The organism is Mycobacterium sp. ITM-2016-00317 (assembly GCF_002968295.1).
In the GTDB taxonomy this organism is placed as follows: Bacteria; Actinomycetota; Actinomycetes; order Mycobacteriales; family Mycobacteriaceae; genus Mycobacterium.
The window spans coordinates 524,939-544,746 of record NZ_CP134399.1 but is presented as its reverse complement, the minus strand read 5'-3'; the positions used below and the strand labels follow the sequence as shown (position 1 = coordinate 544,746).

General features: G+C 67.9%; 20 protein-coding genes and 1 pseudogene. 5 read left to right on the top strand and 16 right to left on the bottom strand.

The genetic code is table 11. The features are described 5' to 3' along the window. Window positions 1-3 precede the first annotated feature (3 nt). On the top strand, window positions 4-861 hold the full coding sequence (locus C6A87_RS02560; protein ID WP_311115830.1) for an endonuclease/exonuclease/phosphatase family protein: 858 nt from the start codon (window positions 4-6) through the stop codon (window positions 859-861). On the opposite strand, the gene C6A87_RS02555 is transcribed toward C6A87_RS02560, so the two are convergent. From C6A87_RS02555 to C6A87_RS02545, 3 genes are all read right to left on the bottom strand, one after another. Further along, complete coding sequence (locus C6A87_RS02555) at window positions 848-2,419, bottom strand: DUF222 domain-containing protein (RefSeq protein WP_311115829.1); 1,572 nt, start codon at window positions 2,417-2,419, stop codon at window positions 848-850. The genes C6A87_RS02560 and C6A87_RS02555 overlap by 14 nt on opposite strands. A gap of 122 nt (window positions 2,420-2,541) precedes the next feature. After that, a complete protein-coding gene (locus C6A87_RS02550; protein WP_311115828.1) occupies window positions 2,542-2,820 on the bottom strand; it encodes a hypothetical protein in 279 nt (92 codons plus the stop codon). Between the two features lie 86 nt (window positions 2,821-2,906). Beyond that, complete coding sequence (locus C6A87_RS02545; protein ID WP_311115827.1) at window positions 2,907-3,407, bottom strand: peroxynitrite isomerase; 501 nt, start codon at window positions 3,405-3,407, stop codon at window positions 2,907-2,909. A gap of 141 nt (window positions 3,408-3,548) precedes the next feature. Here C6A87_RS02545 and C6A87_RS02540 point away from each other — a divergent pair, with 141 nt between their 5' ends. Both C6A87_RS02540 and C6A87_RS02535 read left to right on the top strand, forming a co-directional pair. Further along, entirely contained in the window at window positions 3,549-5,270 is a 1,722-nt protein-coding gene (locus tag C6A87_RS02540; RefSeq protein ID WP_311115826.1) for a hypothetical protein, read from the top strand. 92 nt (window positions 5,271-5,362) lie between these two features. After that, entirely contained in the window at window positions 5,363-6,217 is an 855-nt protein-coding gene (locus C6A87_RS02535) for a glycoside hydrolase family 16 protein (RefSeq protein ID WP_311118162.1), read from the top strand. On the opposite strand, the gene treS is transcribed toward C6A87_RS02535, so the two are convergent. Then, window positions 6,214-8,343 (bottom strand): maltose alpha-D-glucosyltransferase, encoded by a 2,130-nt coding sequence (gene treS / locus C6A87_RS02530; protein WP_311118161.1) that lies wholly within the window; start codon window positions 8,341-8,343, stop codon window positions 6,214-6,216. The two genes, C6A87_RS02535 and treS, sit on opposite strands and share 4 nt — an antisense overlap. Before the next feature lie 47 nt (window positions 8,344-8,390). Then, window positions 8,391-8,582 (bottom strand): annotated as a pseudogene (locus tag C6A87_RS02525) (slipin family protein); the annotation flags it as partial. Window positions 8,583-9,013: 431 nt separating this feature from the next. Here C6A87_RS02525 and C6A87_RS02520 point away from each other — a divergent pair. After that, complete coding sequence (locus C6A87_RS02520; protein WP_311115825.1) at window positions 9,014-10,786, top strand: lipocalin family protein; 1,773 nt, start codon at window positions 9,014-9,016, stop codon at window positions 10,784-10,786. Between the two features lie 4 nt (window positions 10,787-10,790). Here C6A87_RS02520 and C6A87_RS02515 read toward each other — a convergent pair whose 3' ends face one another. The 3 genes from C6A87_RS02515 to C6A87_RS02505 form a co-directional block, all read right to left on the bottom strand. Next, complete coding sequence (locus C6A87_RS02515; RefSeq protein ID WP_311115824.1) at window positions 10,791-11,651, bottom strand: cytochrome c biogenesis CcdA family protein; 861 nt, start codon at window positions 11,649-11,651, stop codon at window positions 10,791-10,793. Between the two features lie 4 nt (window positions 11,652-11,655). Then, complete coding sequence (locus C6A87_RS02510) at window positions 11,656-12,150, bottom strand: protein disulfide oxidoreductase (RefSeq protein WP_311115823.1); 495 nt, start codon at window positions 12,148-12,150, stop codon at window positions 11,656-11,658. 76 nt (window positions 12,151-12,226) lie between these two features. Beyond that, window positions 12,227-13,699: an MFS transporter gene (locus tag C6A87_RS02505; protein WP_311115822.1), complete on the bottom strand. Its 1,473-nt coding sequence runs from the start codon at window positions 13,697-13,699 to the stop codon at window positions 12,227-12,229. 135 nt (window positions 13,700-13,834) lie between these two features. Here C6A87_RS02505 and C6A87_RS02500 point away from each other — a divergent pair, with 135 nt between their 5' ends. Further along, window positions 13,835-15,067 (top strand): hypothetical protein, encoded by a 1,233-nt coding sequence (locus tag C6A87_RS02500; RefSeq protein ID WP_311115821.1) that lies wholly within the window; start codon window positions 13,835-13,837, stop codon window positions 15,065-15,067. Between the two features lie 91 nt (window positions 15,068-15,158). Here the strand turns inward: C6A87_RS02500 and C6A87_RS02495 are convergent, their stop codons facing one another. The 8 genes from C6A87_RS02495 to C6A87_RS02460 form a co-directional block, all read right to left on the bottom strand. After that, complete coding sequence (locus tag C6A87_RS02495) at window positions 15,159-15,410, bottom strand: hypothetical protein (protein WP_311115820.1); 252 nt, start codon at window positions 15,408-15,410, stop codon at window positions 15,159-15,161. Between the two features lie 29 nt (window positions 15,411-15,439). Continuing rightward, window positions 15,440-15,874 carry a hypothetical protein gene (locus tag C6A87_RS02490; RefSeq protein ID WP_311115819.1) on the bottom strand — a complete coding sequence of 145 codons (435 nt, stop codon included), beginning with the start codon at window positions 15,872-15,874 and terminating at the stop codon, window positions 15,440-15,442. Between the two features lie 75 nt (window positions 15,875-15,949). Continuing rightward, window positions 15,950-16,429: a hypothetical protein gene (locus C6A87_RS02485; protein ID WP_311115818.1), complete on the bottom strand. Its 480-nt coding sequence runs from the start codon at window positions 16,427-16,429 to the stop codon at window positions 15,950-15,952. 3 nt (window positions 16,430-16,432) lie between these two features. Next, entirely contained in the window at window positions 16,433-17,017 is a 585-nt protein-coding gene (locus C6A87_RS02480) for a hypothetical protein (protein WP_311115817.1), read from the bottom strand. A gap of 12 nt (window positions 17,018-17,029) precedes the next feature. Beyond that, entirely contained in the window at window positions 17,030-17,764 is a 735-nt protein-coding gene (locus C6A87_RS02475) for a hypothetical protein (RefSeq protein WP_311115816.1), read from the bottom strand. A gap of 18 nt (window positions 17,765-17,782) precedes the next feature. Further along, a complete protein-coding gene (locus C6A87_RS02470) occupies window positions 17,783-18,358 on the bottom strand; it encodes a hypothetical protein (protein ID WP_311115815.1) in 576 nt (191 codons plus the stop codon). Between the two features lie 68 nt (window positions 18,359-18,426). Continuing rightward, window positions 18,427-19,470, bottom strand: a complete 1,044-nt coding sequence (locus C6A87_RS02465; RefSeq protein WP_311115814.1) for a transglutaminase-like domain-containing protein — start codon at window positions 19,468-19,470, stop codon at window positions 18,427-18,429. Next, entirely contained in the window at window positions 19,467-19,799 is a 333-nt protein-coding gene (locus C6A87_RS02460) for a hypothetical protein (RefSeq protein ID WP_311115813.1), read from the bottom strand. Before C6A87_RS02460 ends, C6A87_RS02465 begins: the two co-directional genes overlap by 4 nt. Window positions 19,800-19,808 lie beyond the last annotated feature (9 nt).

The following is a 19,808-nucleotide window of genomic DNA, read 5'->3' as shown; positions in this document are numbered from 1 at the left end:
CGGATGGGCTGGCCACGGTGGCCGCGCCGGCGACGGGTCGCGCTGCGTCGCTTCGACGACGCGACCGGTCAATGGACCTCCACCGGCGGCACCCCGCAGCGCGTCCCCCGCGACACGCTGTCGGTCTCAACGTTCAACATCTGGTTCGACCCGTACCACGCCGTTGAGAGGTACCGGGCGATCGCGGACCTGTTGGGCGCGCAGCCGCCCGACGTCATGGTGTTCCAGGAAGTGACCGACGCGGCGCTGGCGGTCTTCCACGCCCAGCCGTGGATCCGCCAGCACTACGTCAGCGCTGCCGTGACCGGCAGACGCGTCGGGACCTACGGGATGCTGCTGCTGTCCCGGGTGCCGATGGCAGGCGTGACACACATCTGCCTGCCGTCCGGAACCCGGCGCGGTTTTCTGCGTGCGGACCTGCTCGTCGACGGCGCGCCGACGGCGATCTGTTCGGTGCACCTGGACAGCGGCAAGCGCTCGGCCGGCCTGCGGGCGCTGCAGCTGCGGCGGGTCCTGGGCGCGCTGGAGCGCGACGCCGATGCCATCGTGCTCGGCGATTTCAACATGCGCGACAACGAGAATCAGCGGATCGCGCCACCCTTTATCGACGTATGGCCCGCGTTGCGGCCCGACGACGACGGCTTCACCGAGGACACCGCGATCAACGCCATGCGCTACGACGCCACGAACAAGGAACGGTTCGTCCGATTCGACCGCATCCTGGTCAAGGGTCCCCAGTGGCAACCGCACGCGATCGAACTGCTCGGCACCGAACCGGTCTCGCCGGATCTGCCCCGTGTCTTCCCGTCGGATCACTTCGGGTTGCGCTGTGTGCTGACCCGGATGGTCAACCGCCCGTAGACGACTCGGGGTTCTCGTCGGCGTTGGCTCGGCGCTCGTCGTCGACACGCCGGCGGCGGGCCTCGGCGCGGGTGATCGCCCGCTTGGGCATCATCAAGCCCGCGGTGTGCTTGGGCGGAGGAGTCCGCGCCCCGGTGACGGGGGCCGTCGGCGCACACAGCTCCGGGAACAGCAGCCGACTCCCCGGGTGGGTGGTGTAGGTGTCGCCGTCCGGGTCAGTCCAGACCAAGGTGCCGTCGGTGAACTGCTGGGTGGACCACCCAGGCCAGAACGTCTTCAGCAGGTGGTGTTCTCGGCACAAACAAACCAGGTTGGACGCGCACGTCGGCCCGTACGGATACGGGATGGTGTGGTCGATGTCGGCGTGGGTGGCAGGTTTGGCACAGCCGGGGAATCGGCATGTCTGATCCCGACAGCGGACGAAGTCGGCCAGCGCTCTCGAAGGCCGGTACCGCGGTTCGGGTGTCGCGTCGCCGGGGTGGACGAGCCGCCGCACCACGGCGTGCAGTGCAGCCTGCGCCGCGACCGGAGCGGGGAGGACACCGCCACCGAGAATGAGTCCCGGCCGGACCGCGCAGAACTGGCCTGACCCGGGGGCGAGGGCGGCGATCAGCCCACGCAGGGTGTAGCGGTACCACGGCTTCGGCAACAAGGGCGTACGCGCCCCCACCAGGGCTCGCCGCTGGGTCGTCAGCTCTCCTCGGCTGTGCTCATCCGCCGATTCTGTTGGAATACAGTCGGATTCGGACTCCTCAGTTTCCGGACCGACGATCACATGGACCACCACACCCCCGGCGCCGGGCCTGCCGGCGGCGTCGCACCCGTCGGTCTCGCACAGGCACGGGAGCCGGTCCCAGCCGAAGCCCATCGCACCCAATGCTGCCGCCCTACGCTGATCCCGATCGCGCGGATCCCGGTCGCACACGGTGCGGGCTAATGCGTCGGCGCGGCTGTCGAAAGCTTCGCCGTCGGTGGTCGACACCCTGGCCGTCACATAGGCGACGCCGTCACCGGGATCGGTGTCGACGTCCACATGGTTGCCTCGGCTGCTCGATTCGTTGCGCCGCACGGCGTGAGGATCGTGTCGCAGGACCAGGGCGTCGATATCTCGCTGAACCTCTGTGACGGTTTTGGCTCCCCACCGCCGTAACATCTCGGCGGCCTCGCCATCCAGCCGGCGTAATGTCCCGGCGTCCTTGACCAACATGGTGCGTGTGCAGATCAGGTGGACCATGCGGTAACTGATCAGACCTTCGGCGAACACCTCGCCCACCTGAGGCAGGCGCTCCCGCAGGGTGACCGCATCCATCAGGAGCCCGCTGACGACGCCACTGGTGACCGCGTGCGCCGCGCCGATTCGCGCGCAGACCGCGCCCCAGTTGTCCACCCGCCACTGCTCGCGCTCCGCCGAGCCGGAGGCCGAGTAGGCGGCCGCCAGCATGTCGGCCATATGGGAAAGGCGCGCGGCACACGCGGCGTTCTCCAGCCTTGCGCACGCCCGGACTCCGTCCCCAGAGGTCCGCGCCGAGGCCAGTGAGGCGAGAATCTTGTCGAACACACTTTCGAAGTTAGTCTTCGGCGGGCCGCCCAGCCAGGCCCGCGACTGGGTCTGTGGATAAATTCGGCACTGTGGACAACCCGCGCCTCCCGGGCAGATTTGTCAGTGCGAGGTGCTACCGGTCAGTCTGGCACGCAGTCGATGAAGACGGTCACGGTGTTGGGCGGATCGGCCTTCTGCGTCGCCTCCTCGACTTCGCAGAACACCAACGGAGAACCGTTGCCGCCGAGCACCTCTACCTGGTAACCCTGGCTCTGCAACTGGTTGACGGCCTGCTCGGCGTTCTCCGGCAGAGTGTCGTCGTCGACGGGCGGCGGCTGCGCGACCGCGCTGCCCGCGAATGCCATCGCCCCCGAGATCACCGCGACGCCGACCGACGCTGTCCATGCGATCCGTCTCATCAGGAACCCCCTTACGGCAGACCCTGCGCCCGCCTGCCCAGAGGGATTCCCGGACGCCCGTAATCCCAACCTCCGAGAAGGGCCGATCAGGAGGGCGGGACCCGGCGCAGCACCGCCGACAGATGATGTTGCAGCGGCTGACCGACCGCCGCCATCTGCAGGGTGTAGCTGAGGGTGTCCCCGTCGACCTCGATCGTCCGGCCGACGGCCGTCACCTCTTTCGCCGAACCGCTGCGGCCGATCGCGGTCGAGAGCAGCTCCATCCGCAGCACGTCGCCGTCGACGATGAGCGCCCCCTCCTGGATCTCGGTGATGCCGGTCGGGTGCGCGAGGATCCATTCGATGCGCCCCGGCGCGGGCGCGCGCAGGTAACCGGTCTCGGCGTGCAACGGCCGGCCGTCGTCGGCGGCCCGGGTGCGCTGACCGTAGGCCAGGAACGGCTTGCCGACGTGGCCGAAGCTGATCTGCTCGGCGTAGCCGAACGTTTCAATCGTCGGATATTCGCCCACGCCCTCACCTGACCAGCTGCCCAGCAGCGGCGCGAGCACGGCCACGTCGGGATGCAGCGCGGGCGCGGGAACGGTCATCAGGCCAGGCTACGCCCCCCGAAAACTCCGTCTGCGGCTGAATAGTCGTTAACTTTTTCCGCGATTCCGGGGCATCGGGACCGCTCGACAACGTACGTTGTCACGGTCTCGGATGCCGTTGCCAGAAGGGAGTCGTCCGCGATGCCAGAGGTCGATCCGGCGGAAGACCGCCACAGAGTCCGGTCGCTGACGTACGGGATCGCGGCGATCACCGTCGCCGCGGTCGTGGCGGCGGTTCCGGTGCAGGGGACGGCGTGGGCGGAGTCCCCCACCACCGAGTCGACCTCCAGCGTCACCGACAGCGCCCCCGCTGACACCGAACCGGCTGAGACCGACACGGCGCCGGTCGAAGATGCGCCGGTTGAAGATGCGCCGGTTGACGAGACCCCGGTCGAGGAGTTGCCGACCGAAGACGAAGCCACCGAAGAGCCTGTCGCCGAGGACGAGACGGGATCGGAGACCGAGACCGAAGCAGAGCCGGACCCAGACCCGGAAGCGGAACCGGGCTCGGAGCCCACCGACGATTCCGAAGCCATTGCCACAGAGCCTGATTCGCCGGGTCCGGTTCGCCGGGTGTCCGCCGCCGACCGTCCCGAGCACGAAACCCAAGCCGAGACCCAGACTGAGACCGCCGCCGCGGTCGCGACGCTCGCACCCGCACCGGCGCCGGCACTGATCCCCGCCGTCACCACGACGACCACCATCGAGGCGCCGCCCAACGCGCCGAAACCGTTGTCGCCGCTGGCCAAACTGCTGCAGCTGCCCGGCCGTATCGTCAATGCGTTACTCCAGACGTTCGGCTTCAGTACGTCCGCGGGCCGTCCCGGCGTGCCGAACGGCCTCGGGCCGATCAACGACCTCATCTTCGGCGCGTTCCGTGAACTGGAGCGGCTGCTGGGGCTGCATCGCACGCCGCCCCCGCAGCCTGAGGTGCCGACCCTGATCTACGACGGACCCACGACGGAGAAGACTCCGACGGTGGCGCAATTCCTCAATGCGTCCGCGGCCGGCTACGTGCTCGGCTCAACACCTGCCGGGCTGGTGCCGTTCACCGTCAACGGTTTCCAGATGTCGTCGACCAACATCTTCTCCGGCATGGTGGCCAAGACCTGGGTGACCCCGGAGGGGCAGATCATCATCGCCTACCAGGGCACCACAGGCGGGTCGAACCTGCTGTTCAACCCGCTCATCACGATCTCGCAGGTGCTCGCCGACCTTCAGGTGGTGTTCACCAGGACCACCCCGTGGGCCTTCCACGACGCCCTGTACTTCGCCAAGCGTGTCCAGATCAGAGCGGCCGAACAGGGTTACACGTCCGACGACATCTTCGTCACGGGTCATTCGCTGGGCGGCTGGGAGGCCCAGTACGTCGCGCAGCAGATCGGCCTCGCCGGAATCGGATTCGAGGCCCCCGGCATCAACACCCGGGTTCCGGGCAACGGCGTCGACTCGAAATTCGTCAACATCGGCACCTACGGCAGCTCCGCGCCGTACATGTCCACCGATCTGCCTGGCCTGCAACCGTTCATGCCGCCCTTTGTGCCCGGCGGTGGCAGCAAGCCGCACTACGGACCGATCGTGATGGTCGGCGATCCCGCGGCGATGACGCCGCTGTACAACGCCTCGGCCTTGTGGGGCAAGGGCTTGATCGGCAGCACGATCTTCCTGGTCGACTACCTGATGAACTTCTTCCAGTACCACCTGCCCGGCGTGCAGGCCTATCACCTCGACGTCACGCCGGATCCCGGCATGATGTTGTTCCTGGGCACGGCACGTGGACCTGTGCACACCGGCTACGGCGCGTTGTCGATCTCCCAGCTGATGAAGGCCGCCTCGGACGACGGAATCCTGTTCCGGCCCTGATCGACAGGACTCATTGTTCACTTTTCCGCGACATCGGCGGTCTTTTCAACCCAAATCACGGCCCCGACGTTTACGGTTTGGGGGTGTCAAGCGTGGATCGTCGCAGCGCCATGATGATGTTCGGGTTCGGCGTGGCAGCTGCCGCGCTGCCCTTACCGAGGGCGGGGGCACAACCGGCGCCCGGCCCCGGCGAGCCGGGCGTTCCCGAGGTCGCCGAGGCGGCCGCACCCGTGTTCTTGTTCGACGAGGAGTTCAACGGCCCGGCCGGTGCGCCGCCGGATCCGCGATGGTGGTTCATCGTCCCGGAGCGGGAGACCATCCGTAACCCTGTCGAATGGGACAAGCCCTACAACATGGGCCGTTACGTCACCGACCAGGAGCACGTGTTCCAGGACGGAAAGGGCAACCTGGTCATCCGCGCCACCCGTGGCGAGGGCGCGAACATCCAGGAGAAGTACGCCAGCGGAAAGGTCATCGGCAACTGGCGCGGCGGGGTCGGCACCACCTGGGAAGCCCGCATCAAGCTCAACTGCCTGACCGACGGCGCGTGGCCGGCTTTCTGGCTGATCAACGACAACCCCGTGCGCGGCGGCGAGATCGACCTCGTCGAGTGGTACGGCAACCGGGACTGGCCCTCGGGCACCACCGTGCACGCGCGGCTGGACGGCACGATGTTCCAGACCCAGAAGCACCCGGTCGACTCGGACTGGCACAGATGGCGGATGACGTGGCTGCCGTCGGGCATGTACTTCTGGAAGGATTACGAGCCGGGCATGGAGCCGTTCTTCACGGTGCTGTCGAACTCGTTGCCGGACTGGCCCTTCAATGATCCGGGCTTCACGATGGCCCCGGTGTTCAACATCGCCGTGGGCGGCTCCGGCGGCCGCGAACCGGCCGGCGGCAATTATCCCGCCGAGATGCTGATCGACTGGATCAGGGTCTTCTAGCGACCACCTGCCGGCTCGATCAACAACGACATGCCCTGAAACGGCGTCATCGCCACCGGGAAGTTGCCGTGCTCGTCGACCGTCCCGACGGCCGATCCGGTGAACATGTCACTGATCTGGGCACCGGCCGGCAGGGTTGCCGACGAGACGACCGAATGGATGTCCTCGTCGGCGAAGTTGAGCACGGTGAGCTGCAGCTGAGCCTCGTCGGCCAGCCGGTGCACCATCACCAGCATCGCGGGGTGCGCGACGTCGGGAACGTCGACCTGCTCGGCGGTCGCGATGCCGTAGCGCGAGCGCACCGCCAGGATCGCTTGCAACTGCCGCACGAAGCTCAACTCATCGCCGAGTTGCTCGGGAATCGATCCGTACAGGCTGCGGCCGCGCGGCATGCCGGCCTGTGACTCCGTCGCACCCGGATTGACCCCCATCAGATCGTGCGCGCCGCGGTGCAACCAACGGGTGTCACCGGCAGCGGTCAGATGGGACACCTGCGACGCGGCGAGCGTGGCCATGCCGCACAGGTCCCAGCCCGACAGCGCGAACACGCCGGGCTGCAGCGCGTTGAACATCGCCAACAGCAGATGGACCTGGCGGATCCGGGCGATGTCGGTGATGGCGTCGAGCTCGCGGTACCCCAGCACGGCGGCGATGACAGTGGCTGTGGTGCAGGCGATCCCGTTGGTGGTGAAGACCTGGTTGTACGGGGCGCTGGTGCCGGTGAGCGCGTCGGCGAGCTCCGTGCGCACGGTGTCGGCGAGCTCGGCCCCCGCAATGCTGCCGCCGCGGAACGGGTAGCTGTCCCGGGCGTGCACGGTTGACCAGTGCACCAGTTCGTAGGTCAGTTCGTCGTGGTTCTGCAGTGCGTGGATCAGTGAGACAGGTTCCACCCCCGCTTGCCGCGCGGTGCGCAGCGTCAACCGCAGGAACTCGGTATCGGCGGTGACCAGCGCGTGGTGATAAGCGGGCCGATTCACGAAGTCGTAGGACAGGTCGGCGCCGACCGCGCCGATGGCACGGATGTCGTCGATGGTCAGGTTCAGTTCCTGGAAGGTGAATCCGCCGAGCTTGCGCACCATGCCGGCGATCAGGTGGTTGGCCGCCTCCGACAGCGGATGCCCCTCCGACCACGCGGACTCACCAGGCTCCGCGCGCTTCTCGGCGCCCAGAAAACCGTTGGCGTCCAACCGCAATGCACCGGAACCCAGGTACGTCAGCGAGTGCAGTGCGTCACCGATGACCAGCCGCATCCCGGCGAACGACGGGTCGAGCCAGTTGATGGTCGGCTGCCCGGCCTTGAAGTAGTGCAGGTAGACCCACCGGCGTACCACGCCGTCCACCCCGGTGACCGGTGCGGTGACGCTCCAGTTCGACTCTTTGACCCCTTCGGCGAAGAAGATCACCCGCTGCAAGCGGCCGATGATGTAGCCGGCCCGGTCCAGCCACGCCACGGTGTCCTGCGAGAGGTTGACGGAGTCCGCCCCCGGTGGCACCTCGGGAAGATGCGGCCAGTCCTCGGGCTCGACCTCCACCATGTGGTAGATCCCCGCGTAGTCGCCGTCCTTCATCTCGGCGAGCCGGAAATCGGCGCCCTTGCCGGTGTGGCCGGGCACGATGTCGTCGATGATGGTGCCGCCGTGCCACTTCGCGGTGTCGCACATCTGCCGGAACTCCTCGTCGGTGCCGAACATCGTGTCGATGTCCGTACTGATCCGGTCGAAATGGCCGTCGACACTGGGAGTCCGGCGCCAGCCCTCGATGCCGCCCGCGAGTTTGACCGGACCGGTGTGCACGGCGTCGATCCCGATCTGGGAGAACGCTTCCCACAGGTCTTCGTCGCCCATCGCCTTGAGGAAGGAATCCTGCGGCCGGGTGATGAGCGACATCGGGTACGCCGTGAACCACACCGACGCCGCCTCGACGGCCGCCCGCGGATCCGGCCTGGCGTACGGGTTCTGCCACATCGAACCCTGGCCGGAGAACTGCCGGCTGAGCTGGTCGGCGTCGGCGAGCATCGAGTTGGCGCGCAGCCAGGCGACGTAGTCGGGGTTCCCGGCGACGGGCTCGCCCTTCTCTGCGGGCGTGCGGCGTTCGATCGGGGATGTCGCCCTCGGCCGGAACCGCATCGCCCTCAGCCGCGCCGGGTGCAGGTGTTCGTCGAAGCTGTGCAGCGTCACGCGGTCTCCTGCTCCCCGCCCGCGGAGCCGAGCGCGGACCGAAGGAACGGCGTGACGATGTCCACCGGCAGCGGGAACACCACCGTCGAGTTCTGGTCGGCGGCCCGGCGCACTTCCCGGGCCATCGCCCGCTGCATCGACTCCGGGATCTCGACGTCCTTGATCTCCACCACCTGCACCTCGTGACCGCCCCCGTCAGGACTACGTCCCCGTCCTCGCCGCGGCCCATCCCCCGCCGGGTCGAGTACCGGCCGAGCGGCTGAGAAATCGATCGCCATCGCCGGCCCCCCGGGTTGTCGCTGCGTCGTCGCTCCCGCACGGTCGCGCCAACGCCGACCTGCCCGGTCCGCCGAACCACGCCCCCGGTGGTCGTTGACCTGTGAGCCAGACCACAGCATAGTTGGCACCGCGGAACGCGGCACCGGTATCGTGAGATCGCGGATCTCGCGCGTTGCGCGGTGTACGTCGGCGCCCTCGCGGGTCGCCTGTGCCCGCTATCCCACTGTGGCACAACTGTTTCCGGGTGTGACGCCGCTCCGGCCCTCCGCTTTAATGACATCTCACTGACGTTGGGGACAATTCGGTGTGCGCGCCGCCGCGCGGCGGTTAGATTCCGCCTGTGGATTCGAGACGTTGGGCGCTGTGGTTGTCCACGCTGGGCGCGGGCGCGGGTATCGCACTGGGTGCCGGCCACGGTGTGGCCGCCGCGGACACCGAAACGTCCGCCGGCGCCGAAACCTCAGCCACGGAGACTTCCGACACGGTCGACACCGCCGACCCGGTCGAGACAGAACCCGTCGAGACGGAGCCGGTCGAGCAGGAGCCGGTCGAGACGGAGCCGGTCGAGCAGGAGCCGGTCGAGAAGCAGGCCGCGGCAGTGACCGACGAGGTGGACGAGGCGACGGGTGACGCCTACACGCCGGAGGTCACCGAGCCGGAGGCCACCGAGCCGGAGGCCACCGAACCCGAGGTCACCTCGCCCGAGACCGTCGAGATCACCGAACCCGAGATCACCGAACCCGAGCCCGCGGTCACCGGCGTCAAGACCGGGCGGGCGGCGCTGACGATTCCGGTGGGCCGCAACGGTTACACGACCCGAGCGGACTGGTATCTGCCGACGCAGGCGGACGGTTCGGTGGCGGCGACCGGGGTGATCTGGCTGCAGCACGGTTTCCTGGGCAACAAGGCGGCCCTGTCCAGGCTGGCCCAGACGCTGTCGCAGCAGACCAACAGCATCGTGGTCGCGCCGAACCTGTCGTCGTTCCCGCTGGCCTGTTCCGGCTGTTGGATCAACGGCGTACCGATGCAGGAGGCGGTCGCGTCGATGTTCCTCGGCGACCGCGCGTCGCTGACCAGCAGCGCGAACACTGCCGGCTTCCTCGGTGCGCTGCCCGAGGAGTTCGTGCTCTCCGGGCAGTCCGGGGGCGGCGGGTTCGCCACGGCGGTCGGCGGTTACTACTCCGACGATCCGGCCAACAACGGCAGCCTCCGCGGCGTGGTGATGTTCGACGGCTACGCGTACAACGGTGTGCTCCCCGGCGCGCTGGCCAAGATCGACGACCCGTTCGTGCCGGTCTATCAGGTCGCAGCCCCGCCGCAGCCCTGGAACGGCAACGGAACAACCACCCGCGAACTGGTGGCGGCGCGCCCGGATCGGTTCGTCGGGGTGACCCTGGCCCGCGGCTCCCACGCCGACGCGTTGATCGGCGGAAACGCGCTGTTCGACTTCTTCGCGCAACTGGTCGCCGGGGTTTCGCCGCGCGGCAACACCGAAGCCGCGTTCACGCTGGCCACCGGCTGGATCAACGACATGTACCTGGGCCTGAGCCCGGGCGACGGCAGCGGCATCTACGGGGCTCCCGGGCAGTACGTCGTCCTGGGCGACGCCGCGGGCGTCGTGCTTGCGCCCGCACCGGTGGTCGACCTGAACCGCTACCTCGGCACCTGGTACGAGGTGGGCAGCGTCAACCAGTTCTTCTCGATCGGTCTGGTCAACACCAAGGCCGTGTACAGCTTCAACCCGGACGGCTCGGTGCGGGTCGAGAACTCGGGCAACTACTTCGTCGACAACGGCCCGAAGTCGTCGATCGTCGGCGCGGCGTTGCCGGTGGACGCCGCCAACAACCGGCTCAACGTGAGGTTCGTCGGCGCCCCGTCGGCCAGGCCGCCGGGCAACTACTGGATCGTCGATCTCGGCGACCGATACCAGTGGGCCGTCGTCACCGATTCCACCGGCCGGAGCGGATTCCTGCTCAGCCGGACCCCGGCCGTGTCGACCGGCTTCTACCAGGAACTGCTGGACCGGGCCTCGGTCAACGGCGTGAAGGGCCGGATCACGCCGACCCGCCAGCCCGCTCAACGTCGGCGGGCACGCGCTCGGTCGACGCGATGAGGTCCTACCGGTTCAGCTGACCGCGTCGGACGTAGGCGCGTCGGACGAGCCATACCGCGGCCGCGAACGTGGCCGCGAGCAGCAGCAGCCACGGCCACGATCCCTGCCGGTGCACCCAACCGGCGATGGCGCCCTGCAACCGGCCCGCCGCGGCGATGACCGGGTCGGCGGGGTCGCCGCCCGCGAACAACCGGATCTCGTAGTAGCCGTAGTACGCGACGTAGAGTCCCACCAGAATCAGCGTGGCTCCTCCGATTCTGTTGACATACGGCAGGATTCGCTTGAGAGGGTCGGCCAGCGCGGAACCTGCGACGGCCACACTGACCGCCAGGGCGCCGACCACCAATGCGAATCCCGCGGCATAGGCCAGATAGACCCACAGTCGTCCCGCGCCGGCAGTGCCGAGACCGGCGCCGGTGACGGCGAGAAAGGGTCCCACCGTGCAGGACAGCGACGCCAGCGCATAGCCCACCCCGTAACCGAACATCGAGCCCAGGCGTGCCGTGGGGGCGGCGACGCCCGTGCCCAACCGGTCCGGCATCAGCACGGTCAGTGCGCGCCCGGACAGCAGCCAGCCGCCGAGCGCCACGAGCACGACGCCGACGACCACCGTGACGTACGGAATGTACTGCTGCACCACAGAGGCCAGGGCGACGGTCAGCAGCCCGAACGCCGCGAACACGACGAGGAAGCCGAGTGTCATCGCCACCGTCGCGGCGACCGCACGTCCCACCGCCGCCGAAACCCGGGTGCCGCTCCCGCGCACCACCAGCGCGAGATAGGCGGGCAGCATCGCGAACCCACACGGGTTCAGCGCCGCCACCAGACCGGCCGCGAACGCCAGCCCGACCAGATTCTGCTGCACGCGTTTACGCGCCCAGCGCGGACACCCGCTCCTGGAGTTCCTGCTCCGGCATCGCCGACGTCGGGTTGTTCACGAACGTCGACGAGCCGTCCGCGCGGTAGAACACGTACGCGGGCTGCCACGGCACGTTGTAGCGCGCCCAGATGGCGCCGTCGGCGTCGTCGAGATTGGTGAAGTTCAGGCCGTATCTCGACACGAATCCCCGCATCGCGTCGACGTCGGAACGCGCAGCGACGCCCACGAACGTCACTCCCGGGTTCGCCGCGGCGACCTTGCTGACCGACGGCGCCTCGGCATTGCAGAACGGGCACCACGGAGTCCAGAACCACAGCACCGCAGGCTTGCCCTGCAATGACGACCCGTCGAACTGTGCGCCGCTGAGCGTGGTCGCGGTGAAGTCGAGCCGGTCGTCGGCCAGCGCGGTCGGCGGGCTCGCCCCGATCAGCAGCAGAACCGCCGCGACGACGCCGGTCGCCAGACGCAGTAATCGATGAATCATGAGCGGCTCCTGTGGATGAGGCGGCCATGCGGGCATACCCGCCGCAGAGCCCGCCTACGCACCGTGGGTCCTGTCGTCAGCAGCTGTCCGTGGCCGGGTGGGGCGGAAGACCTCCGAGCGCGCAGTGGGTGCAGTTCTCGACCGGAATCCGCCCGGTCCGACCAACCGGCGCCCGCCGGATCCCGACGGCCGCCATCGCTGCTGCGATCACCATGAGCGCAGCCGAGATCAGCAAGGCGACACGGAAGCCGGCCGCGAAGGCGTCGGGCGCGGCGTAGTCGCCGCCGCCGCTGATCCCGGCGAGCCCGGGCAGCACGGCCACGGCCAGCAGCCCCCCGGCACGGGCCAGCGCGTTGTTCACCCCCGAGGCGGACCCGGCCATGCTCTCCGGGGCGGAGTCCAGCACCGTCGCGGTCAGCGGGGCCACCACGAGCACCATGCCGGCACCGAAGACAGCGGCTGCGGGCGCGACGTCGAACAGCCACGACGCGTCGGGGCCTATCCGCATCATCAGCAGCAGACCGAGCGCGGCGATCAACGGGCCGACGGTCATGGGCAACCGCGGCCCGATCCGACTGGAAAGCGCTCCGGCACGCGACGAAAAGACGAGCATCACCGCGGTGAACGGCAGCAGTGCGGTACCCGCGGCGACCGGACTGAAGCCGGCGACGATCTGCAGCTGCAGCACCAGCAACAGGAACACCGCGCCCAGCGCCCCGTAGATCAACAGCGTCATCGCATTGGCCACCCGGAAGTTCCGGTCGCTGAACAACTTCGGCGACACGAGCGGATGATCGGAGCGGCGCTCCACGACGACGAACGCGGTCAGCGCGAGGACGCCGACCGCGATGCTCGACACCGACCCGAAGTCCGCACGGCCGGTTCCGAGTTCGGTGAGCCCGTGCGTAAGCGCCCCCAGCCCGGACACCATCAGCACGGCACCGGCGAGATCGAGACCTCTCGATGCTTCCCAGTTACGGCTTTCGGGCACCCGCACCGCGGTCACCGCCACCACGATGACCGCCAGCGGCAGGTTGATGAGAAAGACTGCACGCCAGCTCCACTCGACCAGGACGCCGCCCAGGAACGGGCCTACGGCCCCGGCGATCCCGCCCAGACCGGACCATGCGCCGATCGCTGCGGCCCAGTCACCGGGACGGAATGACGCCGAGATCAACGCCAGACTTCCGGGTGTCAGCAGGGCGCCGCCGACGCCCTGTAAGGCTCTCGCGGCGATCAGCACCTCGGCGTTGGGGGCGAGGCCGCAGGCCAGCGAGGCCAGCGCGAACCAGACCACCCCGATCAGGAAGATGCGCCGCCTCCCGAACCGGTCTCCGAGTGCGCCGCCGAGCAGGATCAGCGACGCCAGCGTGAGCGTGTAGGCGTTGACGATCCACTGCAGACTGCCGAAACCCGCCCCGAGGTCGCTGCCGATGTGCGGGAGGGCGACGTTGACCACCGTGCCGTCGACCATCACCAGACCGGATCCGAGCACCGTCGCCAGCAGCACCCATCGGCCCGCCGCCGTACCCATCTGCACTTCGGTCACGTCAGCCCACCCCGGTTCCCGGCATGCCCGAAAGTCTGCCCGCTCACCCCTGCCGGCACACCCCTGTCGCCGCGAGGATGACGTCATGAATAGACGCGCCCCGGGCGGGGATTCGAGCCAGACTGGTGGCGTGCCATGTATGTCGTGACCGGCGGTGGCCTCGGACAGCCTCCGGGCGCTTCCACCGATTGTTCGGCGGTCTCCGTCGACCGGTTCGACAAGCAGCCGGCCGAGCTCAAACGGGTGGTGTCCGCGTCGTTCGCCAAGCCGGCCGAATGGTTCGACGGGCTCGACCGCGACATCCGCGTCGCGCTGACCGCGATTTTCAATCGCCTGTGCCGGTACGGGGTGTGGCCGCAGGTCCGTCGCATCGTCAAGGTCACCGCCGGCGAGGCGCCGTTCATGGTCGCCGATCGCGCACTTCGGGTTCCCGGCGTCACACCGGCGGTGTACTTCGCCGCACATTCCGGCGACGCGCTGATCACGGCGCTGATGGCGACCGGCCGATTCTGCATGGCCCAGGGAGCGGGGGCGAGCCTGCACAAAGGACAGACCACGCTGCGGGAGATCTCGAAATCCGACAGCCTTCACATCTCGGTCGGCTCGCCGCGATCACGAGACGAGTTCGACGCCCACATCGACCTGTACTCCCCGACGCCAGAACACACCGGAAGCAGCTTCTGTTCGAACCGCCCCTCGGTAGCCGCCGTCGCCCACATCGGTCGGGAGGTGGTCCCCGAGGGGTTCCGCAAACTCACCGGAATACCGGGCGTACAGGTCTTTCCCGAACCCGCCGCGCCTCCCCCGGTCCCACCCTCGCCGAGGCAGGATCCGGGGACCTCCGACGTTCTGCGCTTGACGTGGCGCGGGGGTCGCACAGCCCAGAGACCCCGGACGCCCAACCCGGCGGGCGCCCTTCTGCCGGTCGACGTGGTGACCCGCGTCGAACGCGCGGTCAAGGCACAGGTCAGTCCCGAAGCCCTGCTGCCCTCACATGTGCGGGTACGACTGACCAGGACGCGACGGGCACTGGAGACCGCGGGACCCACCGAAGAGGACGCGGCGCGGTACGCCCGGGACACGGCGGAGCAGGAGGCCCAGACCTATCCCGACGCCCAGGTGTTGGCGTTGAGTCTTGCCGAACAGCTCGAGCAGGCCCGGCGTGCCAACTCGAGCTTCGTGAAAGTCGTTCTACCGCAATATGGCAGCGGTGACTTCGGCAGCCGCAAGGCGATCGCCGGCGAGATCCGGCGGATCGCGCTCACCGTGCGTAAGTTCCTGCCCGGCCGTGCCCAAGGCGTGCGAACCATCGTCATCGTCTACGGCACCGGCACCGCCACCACCCGGGTCGACGTCCAGTTGCCGTGATACCTGTGACGGCGGAGCAGAGGTGCCTACGGACCTCCGGCCTGGGACAGGCCGTTCCCACACAGCACAGTGCAGTCGACGTGAATGCGCGTCAGCAGACCGGTGCGGGGCACGGCGTGGCCCGACAGTTGCAGACGTCGAAGGGATCCGGCGTGATTCCGGCCAGCCGCAGGGCGAACGCTTCGTAGCACGCGTTGAGGATCCGGCCCCGGCCGACATCGCGAAGGTGCCCGTACAGCAGGTGCAGAATCTCGTGGATGATGATCCCGGCCCGGATCTCTCGGGTGGCCGCCCAGAACATCGGGCAGAGCACCACCGTGCTGCGACCGACGTTCGCATGCACCCAGGCGTTGTCGCACGGTGTGCAACACGTCAGATCGTTGCCTGCGCAGCCGGCCACCGCCGGCATTCGAAGGTGATGCGACGGCCACCGTCGAGCTCCCTGGCCACTGACCGCAATCGTTTGGCGACGCTGACTCCGGACGCCTCGTTGCCGGCCCACGGAACCGGTCGCGACGGATCATGCCCGAAGAAGCTGCGGAAGACCGTGGCGGTGCGCACGGCATCTGCGCTCCGGGCTGCGGGCGGCACGCTGATCGATGCGTCGACCTTGTCAGCAGCGTTGTCGGCCAGGACGATCGCCCGAACGATCGCCTGCCGCAGGGCGGCTCCGCACTGTTCTGCACTCGGCAACGGACACGGCGCACATGCGGGGAAGTCGAAGATCGGTGCGCCGAGTAGATCCGGTGCGGTGCTCGCGCCACCCATTCCGGTCGTGACGCGGACCGCTTTGCGGCGGTGCACCATTTTCTGTGTGTCCGCACGCGTCGATTGATCACTGAGATACATTGACGAGCCTCCTGATTCACCCTGACGACCAGTTCACAACGAACGCGGCGCGCCGCCGAAACGGGTGTCGTACCAATGGCGTCCGACAATCCGTCCGCCGACCTCGGAGAGCACGTCGGCACCGGAGGCACCGACGTTGCGGAGGATGAACTCGACGGTCGCGGACTCCGGTAGCCGGATGTCCACCGGGACGGCCGAGGATCCCCACGGGTTGATGATGTGCTCGAATGTCAGATAGGGATCGAGCGGCTGCGCTCCCGAGCGGATCTGCCAGTGGTAGCCCGGTGTCCGGATCTTGGTCGGATCGGCGGCGTGCCGGTCGGTGAACTGATTGAAGTAGCGCAAGATTCCGCAGTGCCTCGGCCGTAACGAGTACCGCGCCAGCACGATCTCCTGGCCCGGTCCGGGAGCCGGTAGAACCGCGCTGCTGTCGAACGGCCCGGAATCGAGCGGGTTGTCGCAGACATCGCATTGGCCTGCGCCGGGACACCCGCACACCTGATGCGCCGGCATCGGTCACATCCCGGTGCCGAGGATCTTGTAGCCGTGCAGGGCGATGAACAACTGTCCGCGTTCGTACAGAGGACCCGCCGAGATCTCGTCGACCACCACCCGGATCGTGGACCGCGGCTGGAACAACATCGGCTTGGCCATCGGCCGGAACGGGCGCCGACCGTCCGGGCTGCCCAGTCCGGCGATGTTGTGCAGCGACCGATTCTGCAACTCGCGACCGGTCCCGCTGTCGATGATGCTGTAGGTGAAGTCGATACCGAAAACCTTTGCGGCGAGGGCGCGCAGCCCTATCCTGGGATCATCGAACAGGCCGGCCAACAGCTGGTTGACGTCAGGCAGGCTGAACACCACGGGACCCGCCGGTTCGGCGGGCACGAAGCTGTACCCGATGGATGTCGCGATGAACACCCCGTCGACGGAGACGTTGATGACGTCCTCGACCCGCGCACCGCGTCTGCCGGCCAGGGTGAAGACCGCGACGTGGTCGTAGGGAATCTCCTTGAGCCGCGTAGGTACTACCCAGCCATTGGGCTGTAGCTCCTGTCGTGGGCCGAGCAACCGTGCGGCTCCCAACTGTTCATCCTGCATGAGGTCCTCCTCCTACCACAGCGGGCGCCACATGTCGGGTGCTACCACGGGCCGGACGAATGCCGGGGTCTGCGGCGGCTCGGCCGGCACGTAGGCGTCCATCCCGCGCAACCCGGAACACGAGCACGCCCCACCCCCGGGATCTCTGAGATAGCCCTCGGTGCCGCGCAATTCGTCGTCGTCACCGTCGAGATCGTCGTCGGAGAGCTGGTCGTCGTCGCCGACGCCCGGCATCTGGTACAGGCTCCCGTCGGGCGCCTGGTACAGAGCGCCGAATCCGGTAAGGACATCGCCCGCCTCGTCCGGGACGGGCACCGGTGGCTCCATCGCCTGTTGCACGTCGGGGGGCGGCTGCATCACCGGTGCGCGCCGCACGACCGGTGCCCGCCGCACGACCGGCGCCGGCCGCACCGCCGGCGCGAGGAAGCGCCGCAAGCGTGGTGCGATTCTGGACGCCACCATCGGCAGCACTGTCTTGGCTATGCCGGGAATCAGCGACCAGAAGCCGACCGGATCGCCGAGACCGTCGTACCCCTGCACCCACTGGTACAGCCTGCCGTCATCGCCCAACCGTACTTCGCCGGGCATCGCATCCGCCGAATCCTCCAGACCATCGTCGAAGCCTTGGACCTGGAACAGCGACCCGTCCGGCGCTTCATAGAGCGCACCGTAGTCCGCGACGTCATCCAAACCCTGCACGGTCATCAACTCCTCGTCGCCGAGGCCGTCAAGATTGTTGTCCTGCATCGGTATCGCCGCCTTTCGTCACTGCACGTCACGTGTGAGGTAGCCGTCGAGGACCACCCAGATGTGCCGCGGGCCGATCTCCTCAAGCAGCAGCGGCGCCACCCCTCGCGGGAACAGCATCTCGACGCGGAAATTCTGCTGCGGATCGATGAACACCGGCTCAGCGAACCGGAAAGTCGACAGGGGATCGGGTTCGCCGTGGCTGAGCGGCATCTCACCGCCGCCTCCGAGTACGCCGGCACCGGAAGGGAACATGTACGTCGGAGCCGTGATGGCTTCCTTCTCACCGACCAACAGTGACACCACCGATCCGTAGATCAGTTCCGGGATGAACAGGTCTCGGGTGTCGTAGCGATCGGCGTTCGGACCGCTGATCACCACACGCATGGCCCTGGCCTCGAATGTGTTCAGGCTGGGAAGCACGCCGGAGGCCTGTAGGTTGGTCTCCAGTCGGGTCTTGTTCTGGACGTCGACGAAGAACCGGATGACGCTCGGGTCCCGCATCACATCCGCGAGGGTTTCCCCTTCGTTGATGAAAATGGCATCGTAGAGAGGGCTGTGCAGCTTCTCCTTGACGCCGGTCACACGTGCCATGGTCTCAATCTCCCTTCACGCGTGCAATTTTGAACTCGGTCATTGCTGGTCCTCCTCGAACTTTCGGATCATCGATGCCGCCGGACCACAGGCCGGTAGTACGTGGAAGGCGGCCCGGGAACCACCCGTGGCGGTCGCCACGGGAGAGGACGCGGTCGCCACGGCGGGGGGCGCTGTCCGGGACGCCAACCGTAGGGGGCAGGACGTGGGTAAAGACCCGTTGTTCCCGGGTAGTACACCGTCGTGCCTGGGTAATGCGCCGGCGCCACCGGGGTTTCGTAGCCGGACGGTCCTGGACTGCGGATCGCCACGTCGAGTCTGGCGGCGCTGCGCGGCCGGTTACCCGGCGGTAGCCCCTGCCGCCACAAACGCACGAGCAGCCGCCGCACCCAGAGCTCGCGTGCCAGTATTCCTCGGGACCGCAGTTGATCCCAGGCAGACTTCACCCGTGGATCGCGCGGTTGCAGACCACTGGTCCGTACCGCCTCGATCAGATCCTCGGCACCGTACGATTGACCGAGTCCGTCGTCGAAGTCATGCAGGCTCATGACCGGTCTCCTTCGCAGCGAGATGACTTTCTTCACGATCGCCCGGGGCCTCCACCCCATCGGATGCGGCACTGTGGCGTCCAGAGCAATCCACCGCCCCCGGAACTGAACCTCGGGATAGACGTGGGTGAACAAATTGGGACGCTTGGGATCCGGCCCGACCACCACGATCCGGACCGGGTGACCGATGGATTGCAGCATCGCGCCGAGCAGAATGGTCATGTCGTCGCAATCTCCGGCGCGCAGTTCGAGCATTCGTCGTGCGGAATGCAGCAGCTCCACTCGATGCGGGTCACGGGTATAGCGGACGTTGCTCTGCACCCACTCGAACAGTGCCTTGACCTCGCCGAGATAATCCCTCGCACGGACCCGCTGGGCCATCAGGATGTCGACCACCCGCCTGCGCACCGTGAAGTCCTTCGCGCCGTCGAGGATGAAGGACCTTATCTGCTCCAGCGTCCAGTCCGTTCCGCGCGCCCCCGACGGTATGCGTCTGGTTGTCACACGAAATGGCCCGCCGGATTTGGTCAGGAGAGCGGTGCCGGTGTCGCAGGAGATGCTCATCGGTCCCGCACGCTCTCGCGTAACGCCTCGGCACTCAGGGGCCGCGAGCGGTACTGCCCGCCACAGAATCTCGGGAAGATTCGGATCGTCGCCTCGCTGGCCGAACATGCCACCACCGTCACCGCAGGACAGGTGGAAGCCACCCGTTCGGCGCGCGCGAGCTCGCGTACACCGGCCTCGATCACCACCACGTCCGGAGTGAGGACGACAACGGCGCTCATCACACGCTCGATCGCGCACTCGTCGATGACCAACTCCGGCGACGAGAGGATGGCCCGGATGCCGCGCCGCGCCACTTCGCCGAAACCGGCCAGCAGAACCTGGAGCACATGTGGCCT